The organism is Shouchella oshimensis, from assembly GCF_002019765.1.
GTDB classification, from domain to species: Bacteria; Bacillota; Bacilli; order Bacillales; family Bacillaceae_D; genus Shouchella; species Shouchella oshimensis.
Genome location: NZ_KV917380.1, coordinates 50,317 through 75,456 on the forward strand (window position 1 = coordinate 50,317; position 25,140 = coordinate 75,456).

Sequence of the window (25,140 nt, forward strand, 5' to 3'; positions counted from 1 at the left end):
AATCGTCCCCTTTTAATGTAATCGATCTAAGATATTACCACTTAACAATTCAATTTGCTTTTCACGAGCATCGACATTCGTTAGCTTTGTTAACGATACGTAATCATCGACCAATCGTTCAGAAACCTCAGCAGCTTCAACTAACACACCGATCCCTACAAGATCTGCGTCAAATTCTGCTAATAAATCGACCATACCGCGAATGGTGCCACCAGCTTTCATAAAATCGTCCACAATGAACACTTTAGATCCTGCTGCTAAGCTCCGCCTTGCTAATGTCATCGTTTGAATACGGTCTGATGATCCTGATGCATAATTTATGCTCACCATCGACCCTTCTGTAATTCTATGATCACGCCGAACAATACTAACCGGTACTCCTAAGTGCTGACCTACTGCATATGCAAGTGGGATACCTTTTGTGGCAACCGTCATAACAGCATCAATCTCTTTATCATAGAGCGCAGCCGCAAATAATCGACCGACTTCATGTAACAATTTAGGATTTCCTAATACATCCATCATGTACAAATACCCGCCAGGTAAAATCCGTTCAGGCTTATTAAGATCAAGGACTAGTTGATGAACAAGAGTTTCTGCTTCATCTTTATTCATTCTCGGCATGTATTTCACACCGCCACTTGCCCCTGGGATCGTTAACAGCGCTCCATAGCCTTCATCTTCAAACATTTCTTTAATAATGACTAAATCCTCACTAATAGATGACTTCGCTGCTTGGTAACGCTCCGAAAAATGCGTTAATGAAATCACTTCATGTGGATGTTGGAGCAAAAAATACGTCATATCAACTAGACGTGAACTACGTTTTAATTTTTTCATAATCCCTCCGAGCCATAACCGAATTATATACTTATAAGATATCACTTTCATCCGGTTTTGGACAAGTATTGCTTGTACGAATTAATCGAACAGCGTGAACTTCTTCGCAAAAACCTCTTAATCCGTTATAAATTCGGTTCACTCTTGATTCTGTTTTCACTAAACCAAAAACAGTTGGCCCACTTCCACTCATTAACACAGCATCTGCACCAAATCGCTTCATCTGGTCTTTTAAATGCTTTACTTCTGGATACAATTCGAGTGTCACGTCTTCTAACGTATTATGAAGATGGGCGAAAATGCCGTCTGTATCTTGATTCTCAAGCGCTGTAAGCATGGCATCAGTATCCGCATGCTTAGCCCGATGAAGCTTTACATTACCATATATTTCCTTTGTGGAAACACCAATTGGTGGCTTAGCAAGGATGACCCATAAGGGTGGAGGAGATGGAATGGATTCAATGATTTCACCTCTGCCTGTCGCAAGCGCAGTTCCACCATACACACAAAAAGAAACATCAGAGCCAATTTCGGCGCCTAATTCAGCTAGTTGATCCAGCGTCAAACCAAGCTCCCATAGCTGATTTAACCCTTTCAACGTTGCTGCTGCATCGCTACTCCCGCCTGCAAGTCCTGCAGCTACAGGTATACGCTTTGTAATATAAATATGAACACCTGCTGATACCTTGTATTTCTTCTTTAACAGAGCCGCCGCTTGATAAGCAAAGTTCCGTTCGTCATTTGGAACAAAACCCTCTGAAACGTCTACTGTTATTTTTCCAGAGTCGCAATTCGTTAAATCAATTCGGTCCGCTAAATCAACCATGGTCATAATCATTTTTACTTCATGATAACCATCGTTACGCTTTCTTAATACATCTAATGATAAATTAATCTTTGCCGGTGCCTTAATGGAAACCTTCACTTTCTCACCTTCTATACATGCATAATGCTGAGGTTATTTTATCACTTGTGAATCGAACATACCACCTTTTCTCCTGTTTGATGCATCATAAAAAAACACCCTTAGTGAAAAAAGGGTGATTTAATCGTTATTCTCATTATGTATAGGTGTTTTCGCTTCTTCCAACATATTGTTAATTTCGGTAATGTATTCTTGTAAACTCATGTTCATCATCTCCAATTTAATAGGTTAGTAGTATTACTATTCCCAAATAGAGATTGTTTAAACAAAAAAATCTATGGTTCAGTGGAAATTCCACTGAACCATAGACCACAATGATTATTTTCGTGAATGAAGGTTTTGTTCCGCCAGCTCGATAGCTCGCTTTACCATGTTGCCAGCATCTTTTGCTTTAATGCCGCCCCAACCTTCTTTTTCTACAGTGTCATAAAAGCCAAGCTCTTTTGCAATTTCTTCCTTTAAGCGATCGGACATAACGCCTCGTCTTCTGCTCATGATAAAACCGCCCCTTTGCTTGATTATTAACTGCATTTATAGTGTGCACAAATCCAATAAAAAAAGACTTTCTTTTTTTTGGAAAGAAAGTCTCGTTTCTTAGATGAGCGTTGCGGGCTTACCGCCGTCACTTGGTAATAGTAATTGTACCGTTTCCGTTAGAACATCTGCATAGCTATAAGAAACGCGCTCAACAGAATTTTGATCTTCATCTAGCTTAACAATAAATACAGATGGATACGTTTCTTCAATCATACCTGATTGTTCAGACGATTTTTTACGTCCTCCATTTGCTTTAATTGTTATTTTCTTTCCAATGTTACTATCTAGTGCTCGCTTAATGTCAATTAACGTCTTTGCCATTTTCCACAACCACCTCACTATAGACATTATACCAAGGAATGGTTTGAAAGTCAAAATAAATAATTTTAACAACGTTCCATGCCTGTGTCAATGACTAATATTGTAATATGTTGTAGATAGTATATGTTTTGTGTCCTATTTTATTAGAAATTGACATCTTTTCATTAATTTTTTTTAAAAAATATACCCCATCATGATGCACAAGCATTTCTCTCGCCACGGTTAAAAGGCTTTGAAGGAACGTTCTTACGTTAAAATCGCACACGGAAACAGCTAACAACGGCTTTAAGTGATAAACCCGCTTATAAAAGTACAATATGGCCAGCGCCCTACATTTAGGTCACGTTGTTTTTTTCGTACGCTTTACTGTTAGCTAAGAAGGATCGATTTCATCTTCGTATTCTTCTTTATAAGGTAACCCAAGTCTCATGCTGCCTTTTGTTTCAATGCCACCAAGACCTTTTTGACCAGTAATGGTATTTCGGATAATATCCCATAGATTAACCGTATCAGAAAAGGATGTTCGACTTAATTTAGAGGCAATATATACAGGATCTAAGGCGTGGATATTGACACGATCTGGTGAGGACGCAAAGTTCGCTCCCGCCCGTATTAACGTTTCAAAATGGGACTGGCAGGCGCCAGCAAAGATCAGTAAACGATCGAGGTCTTTTGTATGGTCACGGGCAATACGCACACATTCAGCGAAATACTTCGTGTGACGATAAGCCTTTAGGTCATTGCGATTCCCTTTTGCTTTTGAATACGCATCATGACCTGTGACCACTAAAATATCTGGTTGCACCATTTTTAATAAAGATGCTAATTGGGATGGCATTTCTTTTTCTGCAAGATGAACACCGTAAACGGGAACACCTAATTTATTGTAAATATCTGTACATCGATTTAAATAGTTTGCATCACCATCGAGGTGTAATACTCTCCCTCTTAACTCAAAGAAATGTGATGTTTCTTCGTATCCAGCATGTGTTTGATAATCTTGTCTGCGTTTCATGAGCTTAGCGTCCTGACGAAATAAACGATAAGAGGCTTCTTCTTGCTCTTTCACTTTATTCTTATCCTCTTCTCGTTCCTTTAACGTCATCACTTTTAAATCAGCCATTGGCGCATCAGCAAGTAAACGCATTTCTTCCCCAACGAGGGTTACTACATCATTCGAAATGGTCAATACTCGGAATAAAAGATCACATTTATAAGAGAGACGACCAACTATATCACCCGTTTTCACTGTCATCACGTTGCCCCCTCTCATCTAGCCTATGTGAGTATAGAGAGGGCTGTGACTCGTTTTAATGGCTTTCGTTTAACAGTTGATCTAATTCATTACTTAAAGCAGCAAATTCTTCAATTGATAAGGTTTCTCCTCTTCGCATTGGATCAATCGTTGCTCGTTCCAACCCTTGTTGCGCCAATGCTTTATTTTCTTTTCCAACTAAATTGTGAACAAGGTTATTTATAATGGTTTTTCTACGATTAGCGAAGCAGGCATGAAACACTTTAAAGAACCACGCTTCATCTGTTACATGCACGAGAGGTTTTTCTCGAATGGTTAATTTTAACACTGCAGAATCTACCCGTGGCGCAGGCACAAAAACACTTGCAGGCACGTGCAGACGTTTTTTTGCATCGGAGTAATATTGAGCAGCAATGGATAAGGCGCCGTACTCTTTTGAAGATGGAGAAGCAGCAATACGATCAGCCACCTCCGCTTGAATCATAACCGTAATGCTTTTTAATGGTAAACGATCCTCTAATAATTTCATTAAGATGGGTGTGGTCACATAATAAGGCAAATTAGCAACAACATGAATATGTTCTGTATCGTTAAACTTTGAAGTGATAATGTCTGTTAGATCGGCTTTTAACACATCTTGATGAATGACTTCCACATTTGGATAAGGGGATAGGGTATCTTCTAATATAGGGAGAAGCCGATCGTCAATTTCAAACGCTACGACTTTTTTTGCTTTTTTCGCCAATTGTTCCGTTAAAGCACCGATGCCAGGACCAATTTCAATGACCCCATCTTCTTCTGTAAATCCACTCGCTTCAACGATTCCGTTTAATATATTTAAATCAATTAAGAAATTTTGCCCTAGACTCTTTTTTAATTGAAAGCGATGCTTTGCCAATATTTCTTTCGTTCGAGCTGGTGTCGCAATGTCTTTTTTCACGTGCGTGATTCCTCCATTACCTCAATGTCCTTCAATGCTTGCGTAAACTCTTCCACCGTAATTTCAAAGGCATCCAGTCTTTTTTTTAATTGTTTTCCATTGGCATAACCAATCGCTAGTCGTTCTCCTAACGCTTCTCTTTTCTTCTTTGCTCCAGCACCTGACAACAAACCGGCCTTTATTAAATCACTAATGGAAATAGCTGATTGATAATTTACTTTCCCTATTGATCGCACTTCTTCTAGCGCTTGTCGTATAGCTTCATCACTTGCATGCTCCACACCAAGAGTCCGATTGTTTTTCCGTGCTTTTTCCTTTGGAATAAAAGCGTGTTTACTACCTGGAACACGCTCACTAACAATTCTTCTAATACGGGTACCTGGATAATCTGGATCGGTTAAAATAATGACGCCTCTTCTTTCATAAGCGAGCTCTATACGTTTAAGTACTGCTTCACCAATGGCAGATCCGTTCGTTTCAATTGTGTCTGCATCGACAGCACGCTTAATAGCGACTGTATCTGAACGTCCTTCTACAACGATTATTTCTTTAATCTTCATTTTGCTCCTCTTTCATGTATCTCATATACTCCTTATATTTTAGCTGTTTTATACCAAAAAAAAAAGAAGCGACTAGCGTCCGCTTCTTTTCATTGATTAATCAAGGATGGTGACATTAACTGTCTTACGCCCATAACTCATTGCTTCACTACTCGTTGGAACATGAAGATCAATTTTGTTGCCAGTAATTGCACCACCAGTATCCCCAGCAATCGCTTCCCCATAACCTTCTACATGAACTCTTGATCCTAATGGAATCACACTTGGATCAACGGCAACAACTTTCATGTTTCGGTCATTTAAAAGATTAATTCCTGTTGCCGTAACCCCGCTACACCCATTACATTCAGCTGAATAAGCGGTTGCTGTCATTTGAATGGTTTTTGCCTGGGTTGCTTTAGGTTGGCTTGTTTCTTTCGGTTTATTAGTTTCACTTGAAGAACTTGACGTACTTGTTTTTGTCGGTTGACTAGCAGTAGCGGTGGCGTTAGCTGTTTTTGTTTCGGCAATAAACTGTTTCGCCTCTTCTTCTTTTGTTCCTACGGCAATAACTCGCTCTTTTGGCTCTGCTACCATTTTTGTATCTATTACCTTACGGCTAATTTCTTCGCCGTTCTCATACGTAATCTCATAATGCAACTCTTGCTTTCCGCGCTCGCCTTGTTCAACAACTCGTTCTACACCTGTCTTAAGCGTATCATCATTTTCACGAATCGTCTCGTAGGCGGTTGACTCCTCAATGACATCGGTGACTTTTTCAACTCTAATTAGCTGTATGGATAACCCTTCTTTAAGAACTTCATCAAGACTTGGTTCTACTCGGTCTTCTTCACCTAGTTCCACATTTGCTTCTTTCAAAAAGTCAGCGACAGTCGCTGATGCACTCCAGTAAGTATCTTCGGTTCCATCATATGCAAAATGAAACTCAACTGAAGGTTTATATGTAATAGTCAAACCGTCTTCAATAGCAGCGTCGCCATGAGGTACTAATTGATCTTCTGAGCGATAGTCATACCCTTGTTCCTTTATAAAATCATAGATGGTGTCCACCGTAGTTGGTACTTGTACTTGTTCATCGTTCACTTCTAAGGTGACTACATGGGCTTGCTTATAAAGAATATTCATGTCATCAGATAATTCAGTCTCAAGGTGCGGTACAACCAAATCATGCTCTGTTACATTTATGTCTAAACCAAGAAGTAATTCTTCTATTGATTGTGCATGTGTAGTGATAACCGACTCTTCACCGTTAACATTAATGGTTACGGATTTTTTGTTCCACTCGTATAGGCCTGTAAAAAATAAAATAAGAGCAATAAATAAGCCAACTACGAGAAACGTTTTTGTTTGTAATGGAAGTCGATTATTTGTTAAATCAACGTGTTTTGACAATTGGTCCATTTTCAGCCCCTCCTCAAGGACTGAATTATAAAGACCAACCTGTACACTGTCAACAGACGTTACATAAACGTAACATTTAAGTAATCTTTGACATTCTTTTGCATTGTCGCTGCATTATTTGTTTTCTATTGTTCATTAAAACCAAATAAATTCTTTGCATTTTCAGTTGTTTTTTGACACAATTCCTCAAATGACATTTCACGTATATCAGCAATATCCTCTGCTACTCGTTTTACATAAGCAGGTTCATTTCGCTTCCCACGGTACGGATGAGGTGCGAGAAACGGTGCGTCTGTCTCTACTAAAAGTCGGTCCAGTGGGATTTGTTTAGCGACTTCTTTTGGCCGCTTTGCATTCTTAAACGTAACTGGTCCTCCTAAACCAATATAAAAATTATTCTTTATACAACGTTCAGCAATTTCAACACTGCCCCCGAAACAATGCATGACGCCACCCACTTCTTTTGCGTGTTCCTCTTCTAATAATTCCACTACATCTTGATCCGCATCTCTATTATGGATGATAATCGGAAGATTTACTTTTTTCGCCAAAGCTATTTGCTTTCGAAAAGCGTCCTTTTGCACATCTTTAGGGGATTTATCCCAATGATAATCCAATCCCATTTCGCCTATTGCCACTACTTTCGGATGCTTTGAAAGTTCTTCAATCCAACTTAAATGATCATCAGTCATATCGATTGCATCCACTGGGTGCCAACCGATTGCCGCATAAATATAGTCATCTTTTTCAATAAGTTCCATCGCTCGATTAATTGTTTTCTCATCAAAACCGACGACAATCATTTCCTTAACACCCGCTTCTCTTGCGCGCAAAATTGTCTCGTTTACATCATCTTCAAACTGATCTGCATTTAAATGAACATGTGTATCAATTAACATGATTTTTATCACCTCTCTGTTCGCATTTTAAATAAAATAAAGAAGCATTTCAAATTCGGAGTCTGTTTAGTGCTTTAAACGCGTTTAACCCCTAAGAAACGGGGAATAATATCGCTTAGTAATGGAAGGAGTGTATAGACATGTCAACAGAAGAAAACATACTCGTTTGCGTAAACTATGGACATAATGGAAAAAAGCTTATTACGAGAGGTGCTGGATTAGCTAAACAATTAAACGCTCCTTTAACTATACTTGTTTTTGATTCTTTACCTGATGAAGAATTTAAAAATGATAAAGAAGTAGATATGACTTTTTTTCGTGAACTAGCTGATACATATAAAGCTACTCTTCTTGTGGAAAAGTCACATTATCACGATATTACAAAAGTCATTACATCAAAAGCCAAAGAGTTACGTGTCTCACAAATTATCATAGGTCAGTTTATTGAAAGCATTTGGGCGAAGTTGCTTGGTGGATCAATTGTACACGAATTATTAGAGGGTGCCCCATTTGCTGATCTTCACGTTGTTCCGAGAGAACGTGCTGAGGAGACAGAAGACTGGAATTTTGAACGCGGTGTTCATGCTTATTTAGTAGAAGATGAAGAAGGCACCTTTATTCTTCATTTTGATGACCTAGATGGACAAACATATGAAGGTATTTTCTTCAAACATTTACAAACCGATTTTAATAGTGGAATCTTCGCCCTAAAAAAAGAAGACCAACTTTTAGAAGTGCGAGTTGACGATGGGAAAGTAGTTAGTTTAACCGACATCGATGAGGAAGAAGTAAAGGATGACCACTCTTAAAAAGAGGCTGGGACATAACGAAAAGTAGTAGTTGAAAAGACGAATAGTCTAAAATATGCTGAGTAGCACCGCTACAGGAGAATCCTTCTGCTCATTTTCATATAAAACAAACGACGAACGTTCCTATTTTCAGGAATGTTCGTCATTTTGGTCTGTCTATCTACTTTTGTCCCAGCCTCTTTTCCTTTTTTTCAAAATCCACATTAAGCGTCATTATTGTCTAGCTCTCACATCTTGTGCGTATGAAATGGACCCTTCATACCGTGTTAGTACCCCTTCTTGTAACCAGTACGTAATAGGAAAATATTTATTAAGAAAATACCGATCGTGAGAGATCGTTATAACCGTTCCGTCATAGTGATCGATTGCTTCTTCTAGCACTTCTCTCGATTCAATATCAAGGTGATTGGTAGGTTCATCTAATAGAAGTACATTATGAGATTCTTCCATTAGTTGCGCTAACCGTAACCGCATTCGTTCTCCTCCACTTAAGTCCTTTGTTCTCTTATAAACATCCATACCATAAAATAAAAACTGTGCAAGCTTCGAACGAGCTGCCCCAATATCAATAGTGGCATATTCTCGATAAGCCTCTAGAACGGTCTTTTCATTCATTAATTCAGGAATATGCTGTGACAAATAGCCCGCTGAAACACTTGCTCCCACCTTAACATTCCCTTTTTGCGGAGAATATTTCCCGAGCAATAGTTCGAAAATTGTCGATTTCCCTTCCCCATTTGGGCCAGTTATGGCAATACGTTCTTGATGTCGTGCAAGAAAGTGAGCTTCCTTAAGAATAACGTTAGTATGATAAGCAAAGAAGACGTCCTTAATTTGAAACACCTCTTCACCACTACGGTGAGATTCAGTAAAGCTCAAATCTACCTTCTTTCCATAAACAGGTTTTTGTAGAAGTTGTATTCGATTTAATGCCTTTTCCATGCTTTTTGCTTGTCTATGCATACCTGCATTAGGCGGATTTGCTCGGTTTGCCCATTCTTTTAAACGTTTGATGGTTTCTTTCATTTTTTTTATTTTCTTTTGCTGATCCTCATAGTGCTGAAATGCTGTAAGCAATCGCTCTTCTCTCTGTTGAATAAAACTGGTGTAATTCCCATTATATTCATATACCACACCTTGATCCATTTCCCATACTTTTGTTATCACTTGATCCAAAAAAAAGCGGTCGTGGGATATGAGAACAAGACTACCATCATATTGATTCAACCACTGAATTAACCAGTCTACAGCAAGAAGATCCAAATGGTTGGTAGGTTCATCAAGGATAATAAGGTCTGGCCTCTTTGCGATCATACAAGCAAGTTCAACTTTGGAGCGTTCTCCGCCACTTAACTGCTCCCACTGCTGACCTAGCAATGGTTGCAGACCCAAACCTGTAGATACTTTACGTATAGTAGAATGGTAGTCATATCCTCCACTTATGCTGTATCGTTCCTGTAGTTCGGCATAATCGTTTAGCAACTGGGACAGCACTTGCTGATTTTGCGGCTTACTCAATTTCACTTCAATGCCTTTCAACTTTTTTTCTATTTCCTTTAATGAAGAAAAAGGAAGTTCTAACACATCCTTTACAGAAAGACCCTCATAGTGTGGCGTTTGGTTTAACAAGGCTTTCGTCAATCCCTTGCGCCAACCTACTTCACCAGTTGAGGGTTTTTCTATACCAGCTATTAGCTTAGCTAATGTAGATTTTCCCTCCCCGTTCCTGCCAACTAATCCAATGCGCGCCCCTACATGTAGTTGAATGGATACGTGCTCAAAAATTTGATTCCCTGCATAATTTTGAGCTATATTTTTTCCGTAAAAATCAATCATTTGCTTCTCCTTTTTAGTCAAGAAAGAAACAAACACGAAAAAGCAGCGAAAGATCGCTGCTGCATGTGTTACGTATGCGAGTAGACAGACGTGTTTCTTTCTAATGGTTTATTTTTCTATACAGTTGTTTAAAAACGGACAGACTGATCCAATTTTTAACTACCGCCGAAAAAATCGCCTGACAAATCCATAAATACGCTAATCGTTTTGCCTGGCTACCATTAAAAGAATTCAATCTACTCACCTCCTACTTTATTTGTTTTTACGTTACCTGAAAAATGAAAAAATGTAAAGGAATTTAAACCAGCTCTAAGTGATCTTTTCTGTTCATTCTATTGGATCGTTTCGACAAAAGAAATGTAAAAAGGGAGCGGTTCGTTAACACCGCTCCCTTGTAATGATGTTATTTAACTTGAGCACCGTTTGGTAAATTTCCGTCTACTGTGGCAAGTTGAAGCTTTTTCCCTTTTGATCCAGCTAAAATCATACCTTGTGATACCTCACCACGAAGCTTAACGGGCTTCAAATTCGTGACACAGATGACTTTTTTGCCCTTTAATTCTTCTGGTGAATAAAATTTTGCAATACCAGATACAACTTGCCGTTTCTCACTACCTAAGTCTAATTGTATTTTTAACAGACGATCTGCGCCCTCGACTGGCTCTGCACCAATGACTTCAGCCACTTTTAATTCTACCTTTGAAAAATCGTCGATGGTAATTTGGTTTTCATCTTCAATTTCTTCAGGCTCAGGATCTGCTTTTCCTCCCATGAGTTCAACAATATACTCGACTTCTTTCTCCACATCTAAACGAGGGAAAACAGGTGTGCCTTTGCTTACTTTTGTGCCTGCTTTAATGATACCGAATGTGCGAATCGACTCCCATTGTGCTTGTTCTTCACTAATTCCGAGCTGCTCCCAGATTTTCTCTGGGGTTCTCGTTAGGAAAGGACGTAAGAATACAGAGATGATACGGAGTGATTCTGCTAAATGATACATAACAGAGCCGAGCTGCTCTTGTTTCTCTTCGTCTTTTGCAAGCATCCATGGCTGTGTTTCATCAATGTACTTATTCGTACGGCTTACTAGCTGCCAAATGGCAGTTAATGCAATCGAGAATTCCATTTCTTCCATTGCATTTTCTACTTTTACTGCCGTTGCATCAATTAAATCTACTAGTTCCTGATCAAAAGGTGTTGCACTTTTAATATAGGCTGGCATCGAACCATCAAAATATTTATTAATCATCGCGATCGTACGGTTTAATAAATTACCAAGATCATTCGCTAAGTCATAATTCACACGTTCAACAAACGCTTCTGGTGTAAAAACCCCATCTGCGCCAAATGGTACTTCGCGCAACAAATAATAGCGAATGGCATCTAACCCAAAATGATCGATTAGTGGAACTGGATCAATGACATTTCCTTTTGACTTGGACATTTTTCCGTCTTTTGTTAAAAACCAGCCATGACCAAATACTTTTTTAGGTAAGGGTAAATCAAGTGCCATTAACATAACCGGCCAATAAATTGTATGAAAACGAAGGATATCTTTCCCTACAAGGTGAACATCTGCCGGCCAATGTTTTTTATATAGCTCATCTTGTGACGTACCATAACCAAGTGCGGTAATATAGTTTGTTAACGCATCGATCCAAACATAGACAACATGTTTTGGGTTAGATGGCACTTTTACGCCCCATGTAAACGATGTTCGAGATACAGCTAAATCTTGCAAGCCTGGCTTAATAAAATTATTAACCATCTCATTTTTTCTAGATGCCGGCTGTATAAAATCAGGATTTTCTTCGTAATACGTTAACAGTCGATCAGCATACTTACTCATTCTAAAGAAATAAGATTCTTCCCGTACTTTTTCAACAGGGTGACCAGAATCAGGGCTCTTACCACCAATAATGTTTCCGTCTTCGTCTTTTAAAGGGTCAACAAGCTCTCTTTCACCATAGAACGTTTCATCAGATACACAGTACCAACCTTCGTATTCCCCTAAATAAATATCGTCTTGGGCAAGAAGTTGATTAAAAATTTTCTCCACTACTTTTTTGTGTCGATCTTCTGTTGTACGAATGAAATCATCATAGGTAATATCTAGTTTTCCCCAAAGCTCTTTAATGGGCTTCACCATTTCATCGGTATATTCTTGTGGTGAAATGTTTCTCTCTGCTGCCTTTTGTTCAATCTTCTGTCCGTGCTCATCCGTTCCTGTTAGATAGCGCACATCATAACCACGAAGACGCTTATAGCGTGCCATTGCATCGCCAGCAACAGTCGTGTACGTATGCCCAATGTGAAGCTTCCCACTTGGATAATAAATAGGTGTTGTGATGTAAAATGATGGTTTTGTCAACGTTCTCATCCCTTCAAATAAAATACAAAAAACCCTTCATCCACAATCGGGACGAAAGGTTAACTTACGTGGTACCACCCAAAATTCCCTCATCTATGTAGACAAGGCTCAAGACCACTAACGCTGGCAAACGTCATCCCCTTACCATTGAGGCTCGAAGATAAATTCTCCTGGACCATCTTCTAAAGCAACACTTGACCGGCTTTCACCTCACCCGGCTCTCTTGTACAAGTGTTCTGCTTTATACTCATCCATTCATAGAAATGTATATCGTTCATTCTTATCAAAAATATAGCGAACTATACATCTATCTGTCAAGTGCGATCATAAAGAGTAGCAAACGGTGTTTTTTGTTTTGTTAAAAGGCCATCTTCACACAGTTGTTCTAACGATTGTTTCCATTCTGATACATCCCACGATTTTCCTGACTGTTTATTTAATTCATCAAGTTTTTGCATGACGTGCATTTCTGCCAGAGGAAGAAAATCTTCAAGTGCTGCAACTAATTCTTCATTTCCAGCATTATTCATTTGTTCAAGCTCATCAAATGGGTTCATCGTATGTGGGCTAGTTGAGTGAGCGAGCCGTATTCGAACAGCAACGGTTCTACCGATAATGGCTGAAGAAACAAACACATCCCCAGATTGTAAATACGGAAGCCGTTTTCCTTCTTCTGCCGTTAAATCTGTTTCTTCCTTTATCGTTTGAATATCCGTTCCTCGAACCGTTCGAAAAACAAACTTAGAATTAAGCTGTGCCGTAATCGTTTCATCCAGCAAGGTTGGGCGTTGTGTAGCAAAAATCAAAAACGTCCCATACTTTCTTCCTTCTTGCGCAATTTCTTTCAGTACTGATTTTGCTGGTGCTTCATATCCTTTAGGTGCAAAGTTATGTGCCTCATCTGTGACAACAACAAACGGTGGAAAGAATTCGCTTTGCTGTTGTTGTAGCTTTGCATCTTTATAAGCGCGACGTTTAAAGTAAAGAGTTCCTATCACGTAGCTGGCAAACACCTGTAGTAACCAAACAGCCCCTTGAATCACAACAAGTTTGCCGTTATGAATGCCGTGCTCAATCGCTCGAATGTTTTGTTGAAAAAGCCCTGACTGATGTAAACGATTTGCACGCCATTGGATACCCTTTACAGAAGATGGGGGCAAGCTACCAAACTGATCGAGTAAACGTTTGAATTCACTATAGCGATTAATTTCATCTTTTGTCATGCCACCATCATGCAGCATGCCTTCGATCCTTTGTTTACCCATATCCAGTGCATCTATTAAATTGGCAATTCGATCACTAAACGTTTGATAACTGTCTTTTCGTTTATGAATCGTTTGAATAACATTAATCATTGATTCAGTAAGGTGACCTGCCGCTCCAAGCAATCTCTCTACATCTCGAGTTGATAATGCCGAAAAATCAACACCGACGTCCCGACCAATTTGAACAACCTCATACCTAGAAGCATAGTTAACGTCCCCACGATCTGCTTCTGTTTTGCCAGTAAAATTCATTTCAAAGTGTGGATCAAATACAAGAGAAGGAATTTTTAATTTCATCAATTCTTCTAGCATTACTCTTAAACCAAACGATTTACCTGATCCTGAGCCACCAAACACACCAATATGTGGGTACTGCTGCATAGCACGAATATCGAAAATAAACGGTACACCATTTTGTGCTCTCACCAATCCGTGTTCTTGCATATGCAAAATGTCATGTAACTGTGCCGGTAACGACTCTGCGATAAAATCAGTAGACTTAATTTCCCCTAATACCATGCCTTTTTCTTTCGACGTTGAAACAAGCAAATGCTCAATCTCACTAAATGCTGGATGACGTACACGGACGCCTGTTTGAATGGGCTTTTGAGCCTCGTCAAATAAACGCACCTTTGCAAGATGAATATCATCTTGACCGATGTCATACCCAATGGCCTCAAGAGTCTCTAACACATTTCGATCGACTAAACCTTTATCCATTCCCATTGGTATATAGCGATTATAAGATAAGGTTTCTACAACTTCACCTTTAGGTTCATTCAGCTCTTTATCTTCAATAACAAGCATTTCATTCATGCGGAACTTATGTGATTTTGATGCAATATGCACTTCATGTTGAGTAGTAATTCCAACAACTTGCAAAGCGATCCCTCCTTTTAATACGGCCGTTCCGTTCGCAATTTCACAAAGAATTGTCGACGAATGTCTTCATCAATATATTGTTCTACTAACCCTTCAACAAGCTTGTCTGTTATGCGAATTTCCTTATCAATATGATCTAGCCAGAGTGGTATACCACGACCTTCAGACGGAGTAAGCGTACAGAGTAAATCACCAATCCAGTTTAAATGATCCCTTTGCTCTTCTAATAGATCAAAGCCTGTAATGGTTGGGGTTGATCCGAGTCGCATCCACGTTGAAAGTAAACCTGCTTTATGTTGAATCGTATCAATATAAATCATTTCGTTTTGATCAAGCATGCCAAATAACAAATCTCGGTCATAGGAATAAGGGTTTCGCGCATAAGTCGCAAAACTTTCTAACGTAATAAGATTTTCTGTTGTAATTTCTTCAGATACACCCACTAATAACGTATTTCGTTTCAACGCTGATTCTCGAAGTTCTTCCCACTCCTCTTTCGCATCAATTCGATAGTGATAAAGCGCACCGTCCATTAACATGACAGCAATATCGTCTTTTTCAATTAAAGAGCGCGCCGCCTTTAACTCTAGAATCGCTAAACGTTTTGCCCGTTGTTTACTAATTGCTTCCTCTTCTTCATCGCCATGTTCTAATAAAGGAATAAATAAATCAGATGTCCATTCGGCACGACCGTCGGTTGCCTTTGAAATGGCTTGAAACAAATAAATAATATGGGGTGCTTCACCTTTCGTCTGATTAACGGACCCATCGGTTCCTGCTAATTTCCGACCAGCTAAGGTCTTTACAAGATGATCTGTAGATAGTCGCTCCATTTGTCGAAAAACATTTGCTTCTTTCGTCAATTTTTGTCGAATTAGGTCTTTGTTTCTATGACTCTGCGCATATGTATCTTTTAATCTTTGATTTGATTCTTGCAATTTTACAATTACATCTGCATGAATATCCATTTGAAAGCGCTCCTCTCTTTTTTATAATAGATGTTTTTTCTCTACAAATACTGCTGTGCCGGGTTTCGTGGTACTTAAAATAAATTGTCGCAAAATATAAGTTTTTTTATTTAAAGCGATTGACTTGTTTTGGAAATATTGTTATTCTTAGATTACTATAGAATTATGTCGAAATATGACATAAAATTCTTCTTGACTACACACTGGCTTCATATTTAAGGGGGAAACGTAATGAAATCAACTGGGATCGTCCGTAAAGTCGATGAATTAGGTCGCGTTGTTATTCCGATTGAGCTTCGTCGTACGTTGGACATTGCTGAAAAGGATGCGCTTGAAATTTATGTTGATAATGACCGAATCATTTTGAAGAAATACAAGGCCAACATGACATGTCAAGTTACAGGTGAAGTATCTGATGATAACTTATCATTGGCAAATGGAAAGATCGTACTTAGCCCTCAAGGAGCCGAAGCAGTACTCGAACAACTCCAAGACTATGTGACAAAAAAATAATTACTTGAACCTGCCCATGGCGGGTTTATTTTTTTGCCTCATGATACTGTTGATACAGCTCTCGTTTGACTAATCCACGATCACTGGCAACTTGTTTGATCGCTTCTTTCTCAGAAAGACCTAATTCCACGTAATGCTTTACATGTTGAATGTCTGTTAATGCGTCATACCATTCGGTTTCAGCCTCTTGGTTTTCTCCATTATATCCTTCTACACATAAACAGAACTCGCCTTTTACTTGCCCCGTTTTTATCCACTCTAATGCCTCTTCTACTGTCCCTCGGTTATATTCTTCATAGCGCTTCGTTAATTCTCTCGCTAGGACGATGTTTCGGTTTCCAAATACATCATAAATCGCTTGAAGTGTCTGATTTAACCGATGAGGGGCTTCATAGAAAATAACCGTATCCGTTTGTTTTTGTAAACGTTCTAATTCAAGCTTACGCTCTTTTTTTCCTCTAGGCAAAAATCCAATAAACAGAAAAGATTTTGTTGATAAGCCAGATGCTACTAAAGCGGTTATCGCTGCATTTGGTCCTGGTAAAGATAGAACAGAAAGCTTCTCCTCCAAACAGAGTGTAACGAGATCTTCGCCTGGGTCAGAAATACCTGGCATCCCTGCATCCGTAACAAGGGCTACCACGGCACCGGCTTTGATTTTTTCTACCAGTTCTTTACCTGCCTTATACTTATTATGTTCATGATAGCTCAATAGGGCTGTCGAAATCTCAAAATGGTTCGTTAATTTTTTGGTTTGCCTCGTGTCTTCTGCAGCAATGTAATCAGCTTCTTTTAATATACGAATAGCTCGAACCGTCATATCTTCTAAGTTGCCAATAGGGGTCGGTACTAGATAGAGACCGCCACCATCAAGCGGATAACTTTTTTGTTCAATCATTTCCTTGTAAACTCCTTTGTTCTAAAACGTAACGCTCCTTGGCGCGCCTTGTTTTTCGCTTAAATTGATATTCTTGCTTTAATGCTTCCTTTTTTGTTGCAAACGTTTCAACATAAACAAGCTTTAACGGTCCTCGACCTCGAGTGTATTTAGCGCCTTTTCCTTCTTCGTGTTTCTGTAACCGTTGTTCCACATTATTCGTGTAGCCGGTATACCAAGACTGATCGCCACATTCAAGTACATACATATAATGCTTCATAAACGAAAGTAAACCTCGTTAAATTCCTTTGTGTAGCGGCCGTCCTCTTCGTAAACCATTAAAGGAGGCTCTGTCTTTAATCCAGGTTTGCCTCCTTTAATACCTTCTATTAAAAGCATGTTCGCATGGCTACTTGCCTTACTATGGCAAAATTGGATTCGCTTCGGCTCAACCTTATTATTTTTCATTGCTTCGATAATATCAACCAAACGGTCTGGACGATGTACAATGGCTAACTTTCCACTATGCTTTAACACGTACGCTGCTGATTCGACTACCTCTGATAATGTACAAGCAAGCTCATGCCGGGCCACAGCCTTGGTTCGGTTTTCTTTTATTTGTTCATGACTTGATTGTTTAAAATAGGGAGGATTGCATGTAACAGTATCAAAAAAACCGTGTGCAAAGTATTGTTTTATCTCCTTCAAATCGGCACATAAAGCAGTCACGTGTTCACATAGGTTATTCTCTTCAATTGATCGTAGCGCCATTGTATGGAGTGGCTCTTGCAGTTCCATCAATGTGATGGCTGCTCTTGTTCGTTCCGTCATCGTCATACCAACTACGCCATTACCGCTACATAGATCAAGTATTTGTCCTTTTTGAAGCGGAATGGAAGCGAATCGCGCTAGCAGAATAGCATCAATTGAATACGTAAAAACGTTATCGCTTTGGATAATCTGATACGTGGTACCTGCTATATGATCCATTCGCTCATCATCTTTAAGCACTCAACCTCACTCCTTTACTGTAAAAGCCGATCTCAACATACGAGACCGGCTACTGGTTTTTTCATTTTTGATGTAGAAATGAAAGGCAGAACAAACAATCATCACCTTCTGGTCGAATACTCCCATAGTGCGTGTTGCATATATGAAAGCCCTCTTGGTAGAGCCTTGCCAAATTCTCATGACCTTCCCCAACCATCTTCTTGCGTTCAAACTCTTCAGGGAGAATAGGCTTTTCCGGTTCTAAGCGTTTACGTAAATTTTCATTCTCTATGTGTAAATAATGATTCTCTTCGATTAAGTAAGCGAGCTGCTCTTTTAAACCTCTTAATTCTTCGTGCAAATCACCAATTCGTTCTTCAAGGCTTGAAACCTGCATAAAGATGGCCTTCTTATCCACATCGTTCACCTCATTAATCCGTTGCTTTTGAAGTGAGCTTTTCACTTTTCCTTAATTCATCAAAAGCATACTCAAGCGTCTGTTCTTCTTCAAAAAGTTGAACCTGAACAACCCGGTCAAGCAAATTCAATCCAATCACTTTTCCTGTTCCATCAGGTGTAGAGATTTTCTTACCGATATCAGGCATTTCTTTCTTAGCTTCTTCATATGTGTCATTTTCATACTTCAAACAACACATTAAACGACCGCAAAGTCCTGAGATTTTTGCGGGATTAAGTGAGAGATTTTGATCTTTTGCCATTTTAATTGATACAGGTTCGAAATCACCTAAGAACGTAGAACAACAAAGCATTCGACCACAAGGACCGATTCCCCCGAGCAACTTCGCCTCGTCTCTTACACCGATTTGCCTTAATTCAATTCTTGTTCGAAAGATTGCGGCTAAATCTTTTACTAATTCTCTAAAATCAATCCGACCATCGGCAGTAAAATAAAACAATACTTTATTACGATCAAACGTATATTCAACATCAACGAGTTTCATATCTAACTTGTGTTCCACGATTTTCTTTGTACATACGTCAATTGCGTCTCGAGCTGCCTCACGATTCTCTTTTACCACTAATGTATCTTCAACTGTTGCTAAGCGTATAACTTGTTTCAACGGCAAAACAACATCTTGTTCATCAACAAACTTTGGTGAAACGACTACTTTCCCGTATTCAACTCCGCGGGATGTTTCGACGATTACAGCTTCTTCACCAGCTATCTCGAGAGAACCTGGCGAGAAGTAATAAATTTTGCCCGCTTTTTTAAATCGGACACCTACAACCTCGTGCAAAACTAGCCCTCCTGTATCGTGAAAAGCAATCTTTCCATCACTAACTGTACGGCAACATTAGCACTAAGTTGGCTTTTTGCTTCCATCACTTTAGCCAACGAAAGAGTAATGAGACGCTGTGATGTTGATAGGGACAACTCTTTATAGGAATCATAAAAATCACTATAAACAAGCTCCCCTTGCTTTCCAACTCGTATATATAAAAGGTCTCGCAACCATAAAGTCATCATTTCAAGACCCATTTCCTGATGAATACGCTCTTTCATTAACGGCAACCACTTTTCGGCTAGCGTAATAATCGCTTGATCAGGTCTTGTGTATAACTCATGCATCAATTGTAACACTACACCTCTAGCTTGAAAAGACCAGTCGTCCTCTGTTAAACGTAATGCCGCCTCTTTATTTTCTGTAAGTTCAGCTAAAAAGGAACTATGCTTTTGATCTATTCCACTCTCCATTAATTGCTTTACAATTTCTTCTTTAAGTGGAGGGTGAAACCGGATATGCTGTGTTCGACTTCTAATCGTTGGTAGCACATTTTTGGCTTGTTCAGTCAGAAGAATTGCTAATGTTTCGCCTTGCGGCTCTTCTAAAAACTTCAACAACGTATTAGCAGCCGTTCCTGTCATCTTATCTGCATTAGAGACAATGTACACTTTTTGTCGTGACTCCACTCCTCGATAAGAAAATTCTTTTTGGAGGTAATCCACTTGTTCCCGTTTTATGGATTGTCCATCAGGCGCAATCTTATGTAAATCTGGATGGTTACCAGAGTCTATTCGCGTACAATCTAAACATGTTAAACAAGGATTCGGCCCTTGCTTATTCTGGCAAATAAAACTTTTAGAAAGAAGAATAGCAAGGTCCATTGTTCCACTTCCAGCTTGTCCTTCAAACAAGTAAGCATGCGCGAGTCGTTGTTTTTTTATGCTCTCTACTAGCATAGGCACAACCTGTGGCTGTGCCTCTTTCCAATCGTTCCAATTATTCATTTCATCCACCACGATTAATTAAAATTGTTCAAAATGATCTACCGGAAGTACAAAAACTGTCGCTCCTCCAACTTGTACTTCTACTGGATAAGGAACGTAAGAATCGGCATTACCACCCATCGGTGAAATAGGGGCTACGACTTGCTCGCGACTACGGCAGTTTTTCTGAATAATTCCCATGACTTCTTCAACAGCGTCATCTTCAACACCAATAAGGAAAGTGGTATTCCCTGCTTTTAAAAATCCACCTGTGCTTGAAAGGCGTGTCGCACGATAGTCTGCTTTTACTAGTGCATCTGATAATCTTGTACTATCTTTATCTTGGATAACTGCCATAATTAGCTTCATACTATTCCACTCCTTTAATAGTGTCTTCTATAATCATAAGCGCTTGATGGTAGACTTCTTCAAATGGCCGTTCTGCTTGAATGACCTTAATGCGTTCTTGTTCACTTTCAACAAGCAATTTATAGCCTTTCTCTACTTTCTTATGGAAGTGCACCGTTTCTTGATCCAGACGATTCCAATCCCGTACTTGATCTTTTTTAACTCGTGCTAAACCTACTTCTGGTGAAACGTCAAAATAAAGCGTTAAGTCGGGTAAATGACCTTCAACGGCAAATTGATTTATTTTCCATACTTCTTCCATTCCAATTCCACGAGCATATCCTTGATACACGAGACTTGAATCAATGAAACGATCACATAAAACAATTGAGCCTGATTCCAATGCTGGGAGAACTTTTTTCACGAGATGTTCTCTTCTGGCAGCTGCATAGAGAAGAGCTTCCGTACGATCATCCATCTCCATTTGCTTTGTGTGAAGCAATAGATGTCTTATTTGTTCTGCAAGCTCCACTCCACCAGGTTCTCTTGTCCGTAATACCGTATACTTTCGTTTTCTTAACGTAGACTCGATTTTATCGACAACAGTCGTTTTGCCAGCTCCTTCGCCACCTTCGACTGAAATAAATAGACCTTTTTGCATTATTCTTCTCCTGATTTACGCTTAACTACTATTCCTCTATAGGGCTGAAATCCTTGGAAGGTAACCCCTGTAGAAAGGAACTGTTTCATTTGTTCTACGTGCTCCTCAGAAATCTTTTCCCCTTTTATAAGCAGAGGAATTCCTGGGGGATACGGAATAACGTCCGTAGCAGCTACTCGGCCAACAGCATCTTGTAGAGACAAAAGCTCAACGTTTTCTTTATTATCTTTGTTTCTTATTAATTCGGACAAACACCCCTTAGCTCCTGCTTCAACAGCATTTTTTTCTTTAAGGGGTGTTGATTCTATCGTAACATGATTTAACCGTTTCTGCGTATCTGGATGTAAACTAGATAGTCCTAAAATGAGCAAGGTAACGTTTGGGTCTGCCATTTCAGCATCGATCCCCACTTGTTTTAAGGCAGTTAAAACACTCACTCCCGTACCACTATCTCTTGGCTTCACCATTAGTTTTAAAGGATCTTTAAAATGTGCTTCTTCTTCTACTAACTCTATATCTGGATGAACGTCTATCCATTCACACAGTTTTTTCTGTGCTTCAAGAGCTTGACGATAAGCATGATGCCCTTGTTCTTCTAGAAATGCCCTTGCTCCATCTAATGAAGCAAGCAAGACGTAAGAAGGACTGCTTGATTGAAACATTTGTAGCGCATGTTTTACTCGTTTTTTGATAATTGGATCAATCGTGTTAGAAAAATGAAGCCAACCTGTCATCGTCAGTGCTGGTAGCATTTTATGAGCAGACTGTACAACAATATCTGCACCTAACTGTAGGGCCGATGGTGGGCTATTTAAAGATTCATTGCCTACAACAAAATGGGCACCATGAGCTTCGTCAACTAACAGGAGTAGTCGATGATCCTTAGCAAAGCGAAACGTTTCACGATAGTCAATTACATTTCCCCAATAATTTGGGTACGTTAAGATCATTGCTTTCCCTTGGGGGTGTTGCTCGTACGCATGTTTTAGCACTTCATACGTGACACCTAATGGGTGATTGGTTATGCTTGACCGACGGGACGACAAGAACACAACATTCGCTTTACATAACTCTAATGCGTGCATAATTGATTTATGACAGTCGCGCTCAACAAATACAGTGTCTCCTTCTTGCAGAACACCGTATATCATTGCCAAATTACCACTCGTTGAGCCACCCACTAGATAACTGGTTTCGCCAGCTCCATAAAATTCAGCACAAAGTTGCTGTGATTCAGCAATTGCACCCTTTGCATCATGTAGGTCATCAAGACCACTTAATTCAGTTACATCATAAGGCAATAACTGCTCAAATAAAGGAAGAAACGAATGCCAGTTGTGCCCATTTTTATGTCCAGGTACATGGAAGGACAATGGTTTTCGATTCATATGAGCTTTTATAACATCAATAATGGGAGTACGCACACTCATGTGACAACCCCCTCTCTTGTTTTCCTACTATCTATTTTAACGAATTATGGTTTAGTCGTCACCTAAAAAAGACTTGTTTCAGTAACAAGTCTCCTTAATAATGTTTCCATATTTCTTTAACCGCTTGAATGTAACGATCATATAAATAATGATTACTTTCTTCAACCATATTTCTCTCACATCGATTGCAAATTTCTGTACGACCTAAACGTAATCCTTTATTGATAAGATCCCCACACACATGACACTCTTTATAAAGTTTAAATCGAATCGTTCGTTCTACTCTTTGCATAGATGCACCTCCACCATAAGTATCGCCCAGAATGCGCTCCTTATACCGACGAGAGGCATTATTTATTATTCTATGCACAACAACCTATGTAGGTGTTTGTCACACCTAAATTGTTTCTGCCAAACTTGTGAAATCAATTACCTCATATGTTTGTTCCAATGTGTTCAAGCGTTCAGTCCAATTTTTAAAAGATATCTCTACATCCTCACTTATCAATGGTAGCCGATATTCCGGGTAAATGGAAAAGGGAATGCCTCGACCTGTAGCACCTTCACGAACAATAAATTTGTCAGGTTGTTCTAACAGGGCATGAATTAAGTATTGTGCTCGGACCGAAAGAGATGTTTTTAAAATACATAGGATTTCCCAATCGCTCAGACGGCTATAGGTGTCACATTCTTCTCCCGTTTCTGCCCAATCACATTTAATCGCCTCTGAAATGACCGCATCAATTGCTCCGAACTCTTTACAGGAAAGGAGTTGTTCTGTATCCATCATAACAGTAACAAATTCCTTCGCCATTTCAGCTGAACAATGTAAACCTCTTTCATTAACGTAACAGTGACTAACATAATGACTAGGTTTCTGCTTTAACCTACCTACCATATACAATGTACGTAGTGCACGATCTAGACCAATTATACCAAGGTTTTCCTTCGTTCCATGCAAAAAAGGGCTTTTTCTTGCTACCTCTTCCACGGCTCCCCAATCTAATTTTTCCTCTTGCAGAATAAGGTGAATCTCATTTGAATGAAAGGGGGTGTTTTTAAACATGCTTTCTTTTTCATTTATAGTGAATAGGGAGTGTATGGTAGATCCGAAAGGGATACCCTCTATTTGACTCAAAATTGCTCCAGCCCGGAGTAAGCGATGATTAGGGAAAAAGATAGCAGTAAGCTTCCAAATTCCTAAAGTGTGTTCAAACAGTGAATGACTCAAGGGAGAGATGAGCGATGCTCCACCAAATTGAGAAATAAACTTTAATCTTCTAACTTCCTTTGTTTGAAAGAGTCGCTTTTCAAACGGTAACATAGCTACTTCTCCAAAAAGTGGTTCTGTAAAATCATTCATTCTCGATCCTCCTCTATCCATTTGAACAAATCTATTTCTCTTTAGCCCTTTTTACTGTCCTATAAACACAATTAACGTGTTCTTGCGTCATAATATAGTAAATTTGCCGAAGCGTAGCCCTTTTACGCCTTTCTTTCTACACAAAAAAAAGACACCTTTTCACTTTTCAGGTGTCTTTCTGATTGTCTGGCAACGTCCCTTAGCTCCACAGTGGTTTTCTTCGAGGACGTTCCTCTTGTTGATGGCTCCCCGATGCTTTCCTTCGATGTCTTTTCACGATGTTCTCGTTGATGGTGTTCATTTCATACTGTTGCTTTTTGTTTGACCGCTTCTGCCGAAGCGTAGCTCTTTTGCGCCTTTCTTTCTACACAAAAAAAGACACCTTTTCAGGTGTCTTTCTCATTGCCTGGCAACGTCCCTTGGCTCCAGGGTGGTTTTCTTCGAGGCCGTTCCTCTTGTTGATGGCTCCCCGATGCTTCCCATGAGGCTTTTACGAAAACAACCCTTTCGTCTCACTGGGGGATGCACGCTGCTTTCCTTCGATGCTTTTCCATGGTGTTCTTTTTTATTGTGCCTGCATGTTAAAACGGTTTTCTTTGGTTGGCTCGCTTCTATCGAAGCGCAGCTCTTTTGCGCCGCAAAAAAAAGACACCTTTTCGGGTGTCTTTCTGATTGCCTGGCAACGTCCTACTCTCACAGGGGGAAGCCCCCAACTACCATCGGCGCAAAAGAGCTTAACGACCGTGTTCGGCATGGGAACGGGTGTGACCTCTTTGCTATTGCCACCAGACTTTGGTTTACTTCAGATAAGCGTCGGGCTTTTTTGTCAGTTTCCTCTTTCCTTTTCAGTCACGTACGTGAGTACGCTCCTTCAAGTCCATCGTCACTTCCGCAAATCCCTTGCTTCTCTTTGTAAAAC

Annotated in this window: 27 protein-coding genes, 1 rRNA gene and 1 other annotated feature; of the genes, 2 read left to right on the forward strand and 26 right to left on the reverse strand. The window is 39.5% G+C overall.

The genetic code is table 11. The features are described from left to right. Window positions 1–12: 12 nt before the first annotated feature. The 9 genes from purR to BK583_RS00320 form a co-directional block, all read right to left on the reverse strand. The gene (purR, locus tag BK583_RS00280) at window positions 13–840 is read right to left on the reverse strand and encodes a pur operon repressor (RefSeq protein ID WP_038484891.1); all 828 of its coding nucleotides are present in this window, start codon (window positions 838–840) and stop codon (window positions 13–15) included. A gap of 31 nt (window positions 841–871) precedes the next feature. Then, complete coding sequence (ispE, locus tag BK583_RS00285) at window positions 872–1,765, reverse strand: 4-(cytidine 5'-diphospho)-2-C-methyl-D-erythritol kinase (RefSeq protein WP_038484888.1); 894 nt, start codon at window positions 1,763–1,765, stop codon at window positions 872–874. Window positions 1,766–2,083: 318 nt separating this feature from the next. Further along, on the reverse strand, window positions 2,084–2,260 hold the full coding sequence (locus tag BK583_RS00290; RefSeq protein WP_038484885.1) for a small, acid-soluble spore protein, alpha/beta type: 177 nt from the start codon (window positions 2,258–2,260) through the stop codon (window positions 2,084–2,086). A 99-nt stretch (window positions 2,261–2,359) separates the two neighbouring features. Then, entirely contained in the window at window positions 2,360–2,623 is a 264-nt protein-coding gene (veg, locus tag BK583_RS00295) for a biofilm formation stimulator Veg (RefSeq protein ID WP_038484882.1), read from the reverse strand. A gap of 373 nt (window positions 2,624–2,996) precedes the next feature. Beyond that, window positions 2,997–3,878, reverse strand: a complete 882-nt coding sequence (gene yabG / locus BK583_RS00300) for a sporulation peptidase YabG (protein WP_038484879.1) — start codon at window positions 3,876–3,878, stop codon at window positions 2,997–2,999. 55 nt (window positions 3,879–3,933) lie between these two features. Beyond that, window positions 3,934–4,818 carry a 16S rRNA (adenine(1518)-N(6)/adenine(1519)-N(6))-dimethyltransferase RsmA gene (gene rsmA / locus BK583_RS00305; RefSeq protein ID WP_055737725.1) on the reverse strand — a complete coding sequence of 295 codons (885 nt, stop codon included), beginning with the start codon at window positions 4,816–4,818 and terminating at the stop codon, window positions 3,934–3,936. Further along, complete coding sequence (gene rnmV / locus BK583_RS00310; protein WP_038484873.1) at window positions 4,815–5,378, reverse strand: ribonuclease M5; 564 nt, start codon at window positions 5,376–5,378, stop codon at window positions 4,815–4,817. The genes rsmA and rnmV overlap by 4 nt, the downstream gene beginning before the upstream one ends. A 96-nt stretch (window positions 5,379–5,474) precedes the next feature. Further along, on the reverse strand, window positions 5,475–6,779 hold the full coding sequence (locus BK583_RS00315) for a resuscitation-promoting factor (RefSeq protein WP_038484869.1): 1,305 nt from the start codon (window positions 6,777–6,779) through the stop codon (window positions 5,475–5,477). A gap of 125 nt (window positions 6,780–6,904) precedes the next feature. Then, entirely contained in the window at window positions 6,905–7,678 is a 774-nt protein-coding gene (locus tag BK583_RS00320) for a TatD family hydrolase (protein WP_055737724.1), read from the reverse strand. 140 nt (window positions 7,679–7,818) lie between these two features. Here BK583_RS00320 and BK583_RS00325 point away from each other — a divergent pair, with 140 nt between their 5' ends. Next, window positions 7,819–8,487: an adenine nucleotide alpha hydrolase family protein gene (locus tag BK583_RS00325; protein WP_038484863.1), complete on the forward strand. Its 669-nt coding sequence runs from the start codon at window positions 7,819–7,821 to the stop codon at window positions 8,485–8,487. A 213-nt stretch (window positions 8,488–8,700) separates the two neighbouring features. Here the strand turns inward: BK583_RS00325 and abc-f are convergent, their stop codons facing one another. From abc-f to BK583_RS00345, 5 genes are all read right to left on the reverse strand, one after another. Beyond that, window positions 8,701–10,323, reverse strand: coding sequence for a ribosomal protection-like ABC-F family protein (abc-f, locus tag BK583_RS00330; protein ID WP_055737723.1), 1,623 nt, complete (start codon window positions 10,321–10,323; stop codon window positions 8,701–8,703). A 100-nt stretch (window positions 10,324–10,423) separates the two neighbouring features. Continuing rightward, window positions 10,424–10,567: an RAxF-45 family protein gene (locus BK583_RS21355; protein ID WP_367576360.1), complete on the reverse strand. Its 144-nt coding sequence runs from the start codon at window positions 10,565–10,567 to the stop codon at window positions 10,424–10,426. Window positions 10,568–10,726: 159 nt separating this feature from the next. Then, the gene (metG, locus tag BK583_RS00335; RefSeq protein WP_055737722.1) at window positions 10,727–12,703 is read right to left on the reverse strand and encodes a methionine--tRNA ligase; all 1,977 of its coding nucleotides are present in this window, start codon (window positions 12,701–12,703) and stop codon (window positions 10,727–10,729) included. Window positions 12,704–12,738: 35 nt separating this feature from the next. Continuing rightward, window positions 12,739–12,962: a binding site (T-box leader), on the reverse strand. Window positions 12,963–13,008: 46 nt separating this feature from the next. Further along, window positions 13,009–14,841: an ATP-binding protein gene (locus tag BK583_RS00340; protein ID WP_055737721.1), complete on the reverse strand. Its 1,833-nt coding sequence runs from the start codon at window positions 14,839–14,841 to the stop codon at window positions 13,009–13,011. Window positions 14,842–14,855: 14 nt separating this feature from the next. After that, on the reverse strand, window positions 14,856–15,809 hold the full coding sequence (locus tag BK583_RS00345; protein ID WP_055737720.1) for a DNA double-strand break repair nuclease NurA: 954 nt from the start codon (window positions 15,807–15,809) through the stop codon (window positions 14,856–14,858). A gap of 231 nt (window positions 15,810–16,040) precedes the next feature. On the opposite strand from BK583_RS00345, the gene abrB reads away from it, so the two are divergent. Continuing rightward, the gene (gene abrB / locus BK583_RS00350) at window positions 16,041–16,322 is read left to right on the forward strand and encodes a transition state genes transcriptional regulator AbrB (protein WP_038484845.1); all 282 of its coding nucleotides are present in this window, start codon (window positions 16,041–16,043) and stop codon (window positions 16,320–16,322) included. A gap of 25 nt (window positions 16,323–16,347) precedes the next feature. On the opposite strand, the gene rsmI is transcribed toward abrB, so the two are convergent. From rsmI to rrf, 12 genes are all read right to left on the reverse strand, one after another. Continuing rightward, a complete protein-coding gene (rsmI, locus tag BK583_RS00355) occupies window positions 16,348–17,220 on the reverse strand; it encodes a 16S rRNA (cytidine(1402)-2'-O)-methyltransferase (protein ID WP_055737719.1) in 873 nt (290 codons plus the stop codon). After that, window positions 17,213–17,479: a GIY-YIG nuclease family protein gene (locus BK583_RS00360; RefSeq protein WP_055737718.1), complete on the reverse strand. Its 267-nt coding sequence runs from the start codon at window positions 17,477–17,479 to the stop codon at window positions 17,213–17,215. The genes rsmI and BK583_RS00360 overlap by 8 nt, the downstream gene beginning before the upstream one ends. Beyond that, complete coding sequence (locus BK583_RS00365; RefSeq protein ID WP_055737717.1) at window positions 17,476–18,210, reverse strand: tRNA1(Val) (adenine(37)-N6)-methyltransferase; 735 nt, start codon at window positions 18,208–18,210, stop codon at window positions 17,476–17,478. Before BK583_RS00365 ends, BK583_RS00360 begins: the two co-directional genes overlap by 4 nt. 61 nt (window positions 18,211–18,271) lie before the next feature. Continuing rightward, window positions 18,272–18,607 carry a DNA replication initiation control protein YabA gene (gene yabA / locus BK583_RS00370; RefSeq protein ID WP_035395080.1) on the reverse strand — a complete coding sequence of 112 codons (336 nt, stop codon included), beginning with the start codon at window positions 18,605–18,607 and terminating at the stop codon, window positions 18,272–18,274. Window positions 18,608–18,620: 13 nt separating this feature from the next. Continuing rightward, window positions 18,621–19,448, reverse strand: coding sequence for a PSP1 domain-containing protein (locus tag BK583_RS00375; RefSeq protein ID WP_038484835.1), 828 nt, complete (start codon window positions 19,446–19,448; stop codon window positions 18,621–18,623). A 2-nt stretch (window positions 19,449–19,450) separates the two neighbouring features. Further along, entirely contained in the window at window positions 19,451–20,440 is a 990-nt protein-coding gene (gene holB, locus BK583_RS00380) for a DNA polymerase III subunit delta' (RefSeq protein ID WP_055737716.1), read from the reverse strand. 18 nt (window positions 20,441–20,458) lie between these two features. Continuing rightward, the gene (darA, locus tag BK583_RS00385; RefSeq protein ID WP_038484829.1) at window positions 20,459–20,788 is read right to left on the reverse strand and encodes a cyclic di-AMP receptor DarA; all 330 of its coding nucleotides are present in this window, start codon (window positions 20,786–20,788) and stop codon (window positions 20,459–20,461) included. 1 nt (window position 20,789) lies between these two features. After that, a complete protein-coding gene (gene tmk / locus BK583_RS00390; RefSeq protein ID WP_038484826.1) occupies window positions 20,790–21,428 on the reverse strand; it encodes a dTMP kinase in 639 nt (212 codons plus the stop codon). Further along, window positions 21,428–22,858, reverse strand: a complete 1,431-nt coding sequence (locus BK583_RS00395) for an aminotransferase class I/II-fold pyridoxal phosphate-dependent enzyme (protein WP_055737715.1) — start codon at window positions 22,856–22,858, stop codon at window positions 21,428–21,430. Before BK583_RS00395 ends, tmk begins: the two co-directional genes overlap by 1 nt. Window positions 22,859–22,952: 94 nt before the next feature. After that, on the reverse strand, window positions 22,953–23,150 hold the full coding sequence (locus BK583_RS00400) for a sigma factor G inhibitor Gin (RefSeq protein ID WP_038484820.1): 198 nt from the start codon (window positions 23,148–23,150) through the stop codon (window positions 22,953–22,955). Between the two features lie 105 nt (window positions 23,151–23,255). Continuing rightward, window positions 23,256–24,221, reverse strand: a complete 966-nt coding sequence (locus tag BK583_RS00405) for a hypothetical protein (RefSeq protein ID WP_055737714.1) — start codon at window positions 24,219–24,221, stop codon at window positions 23,256–23,258. 674 nt (window positions 24,222–24,895) lie between these two features. After that, window positions 24,896–25,011, reverse strand: a 5S ribosomal RNA gene (gene rrf, locus BK583_RS00410). Window positions 25,012–25,140: the final 129 nt, after the last annotated feature.

Excerpts from the sequence above, each read along its gene's own strand:
- purR (WP_038484891.1), bottom strand. The coding sequence starts at position 840 with ATGAAAAAATTAAAACGTAGTTCACGTCTAGTTGATATGACGTATTTT.
- BK583_RS00290 (WP_038484885.1), bottom strand. The coding sequence starts at position 2,260 with ATGAGCAGAAGACGAGGCGTTATGTCCGATCGCTTAAAGGAAGAAATT.
- veg (WP_038484882.1), bottom strand. The coding sequence starts at position 2,623 with ATGGCAAAGACGTTAATTGACATTAAGCGAGCACTAGATAGTAACATT.
- yabG (WP_038484879.1), bottom strand. The coding sequence starts at position 3,878 with ATGACAGTGAAAACGGGTGATATAGTTGGTCGTCTCTCTTATAAATGT.
- rnmV (WP_038484873.1), bottom strand. The coding sequence starts at position 5,378 with ATGAAGATTAAAGAAATAATCGTTGTAGAAGGACGTTCAGATACAGTC.
- BK583_RS00315 (WP_038484869.1), bottom strand. The coding sequence starts at position 6,779 with ATGGACCAATTGTCAAAACACGTTGATTTAACAAATAATCGACTTCCA.
- BK583_RS00320 (WP_055737724.1), bottom strand. The coding sequence starts at position 7,678 with ATGTTAATTGATACACATGTTCATTTAAATGCAGATCAGTTTGAAGAT.
- BK583_RS00325 (WP_038484863.1), top strand. The coding sequence starts at position 7,819 with ATGTCAACAGAAGAAAACATACTCGTTTGCGTAAACTATGGACATAAT.
- abc-f (WP_055737723.1), bottom strand. The coding sequence starts at position 10,323 with ATGATTGATTTTTACGGAAAAAATATAGCTCAAAATTATGCAGGGAAT.
- metG (WP_055737722.1), bottom strand. The coding sequence starts at position 12,703 with ATGAGAACGTTGACAAAACCATCATTTTACATCACAACACCTATTTAT.
- BK583_RS00345 (WP_055737720.1), bottom strand. The coding sequence starts at position 15,809 with ATGGATATTCATGCAGATGTAATTGTAAAATTGCAAGAATCAAATCAA.
- abrB (WP_038484845.1), top strand. The coding sequence starts at position 16,041 with ATGAAATCAACTGGGATCGTCCGTAAAGTCGATGAATTAGGTCGCGTT.
- rsmI (WP_055737719.1), bottom strand. The coding sequence starts at position 17,220 with ATGATTGAACAAAAAAGTTATCCGCTTGATGGTGGCGGTCTCTATCTA.
- BK583_RS00360 (WP_055737718.1), bottom strand. The coding sequence starts at position 17,479 with ATGAAGCATTATATGTATGTACTTGAATGTGGCGATCAGTCTTGGTAT.
- holB (WP_055737716.1), bottom strand. The coding sequence starts at position 20,440 with ATGAATAATTGGAACGATTGGAAAGAGGCACAGCCACAGGTTGTGCCT.
- darA (WP_038484829.1), bottom strand. The coding sequence starts at position 20,788 with ATGAAGCTAATTATGGCAGTTATCCAAGATAAAGATAGTACAAGATTA.
- tmk (WP_038484826.1), bottom strand. The coding sequence starts at position 21,428 with ATGCAAAAAGGTCTATTTATTTCAGTCGAAGGTGGCGAAGGAGCTGGC.
- BK583_RS00395 (WP_055737715.1), bottom strand. The coding sequence starts at position 22,858 with ATGAGTGTGCGTACTCCCATTATTGATGTTATAAAAGCTCATATGAAT.
- BK583_RS00400 (WP_038484820.1), bottom strand. The coding sequence starts at position 23,150 with ATGCAAAGAGTAGAACGAACGATTCGATTTAAACTTTATAAAGAGTGT.
- BK583_RS00405 (WP_055737714.1), bottom strand. The coding sequence starts at position 24,221 with ATGAATGATTTTACAGAACCACTTTTTGGAGAAGTAGCTATGTTACCG.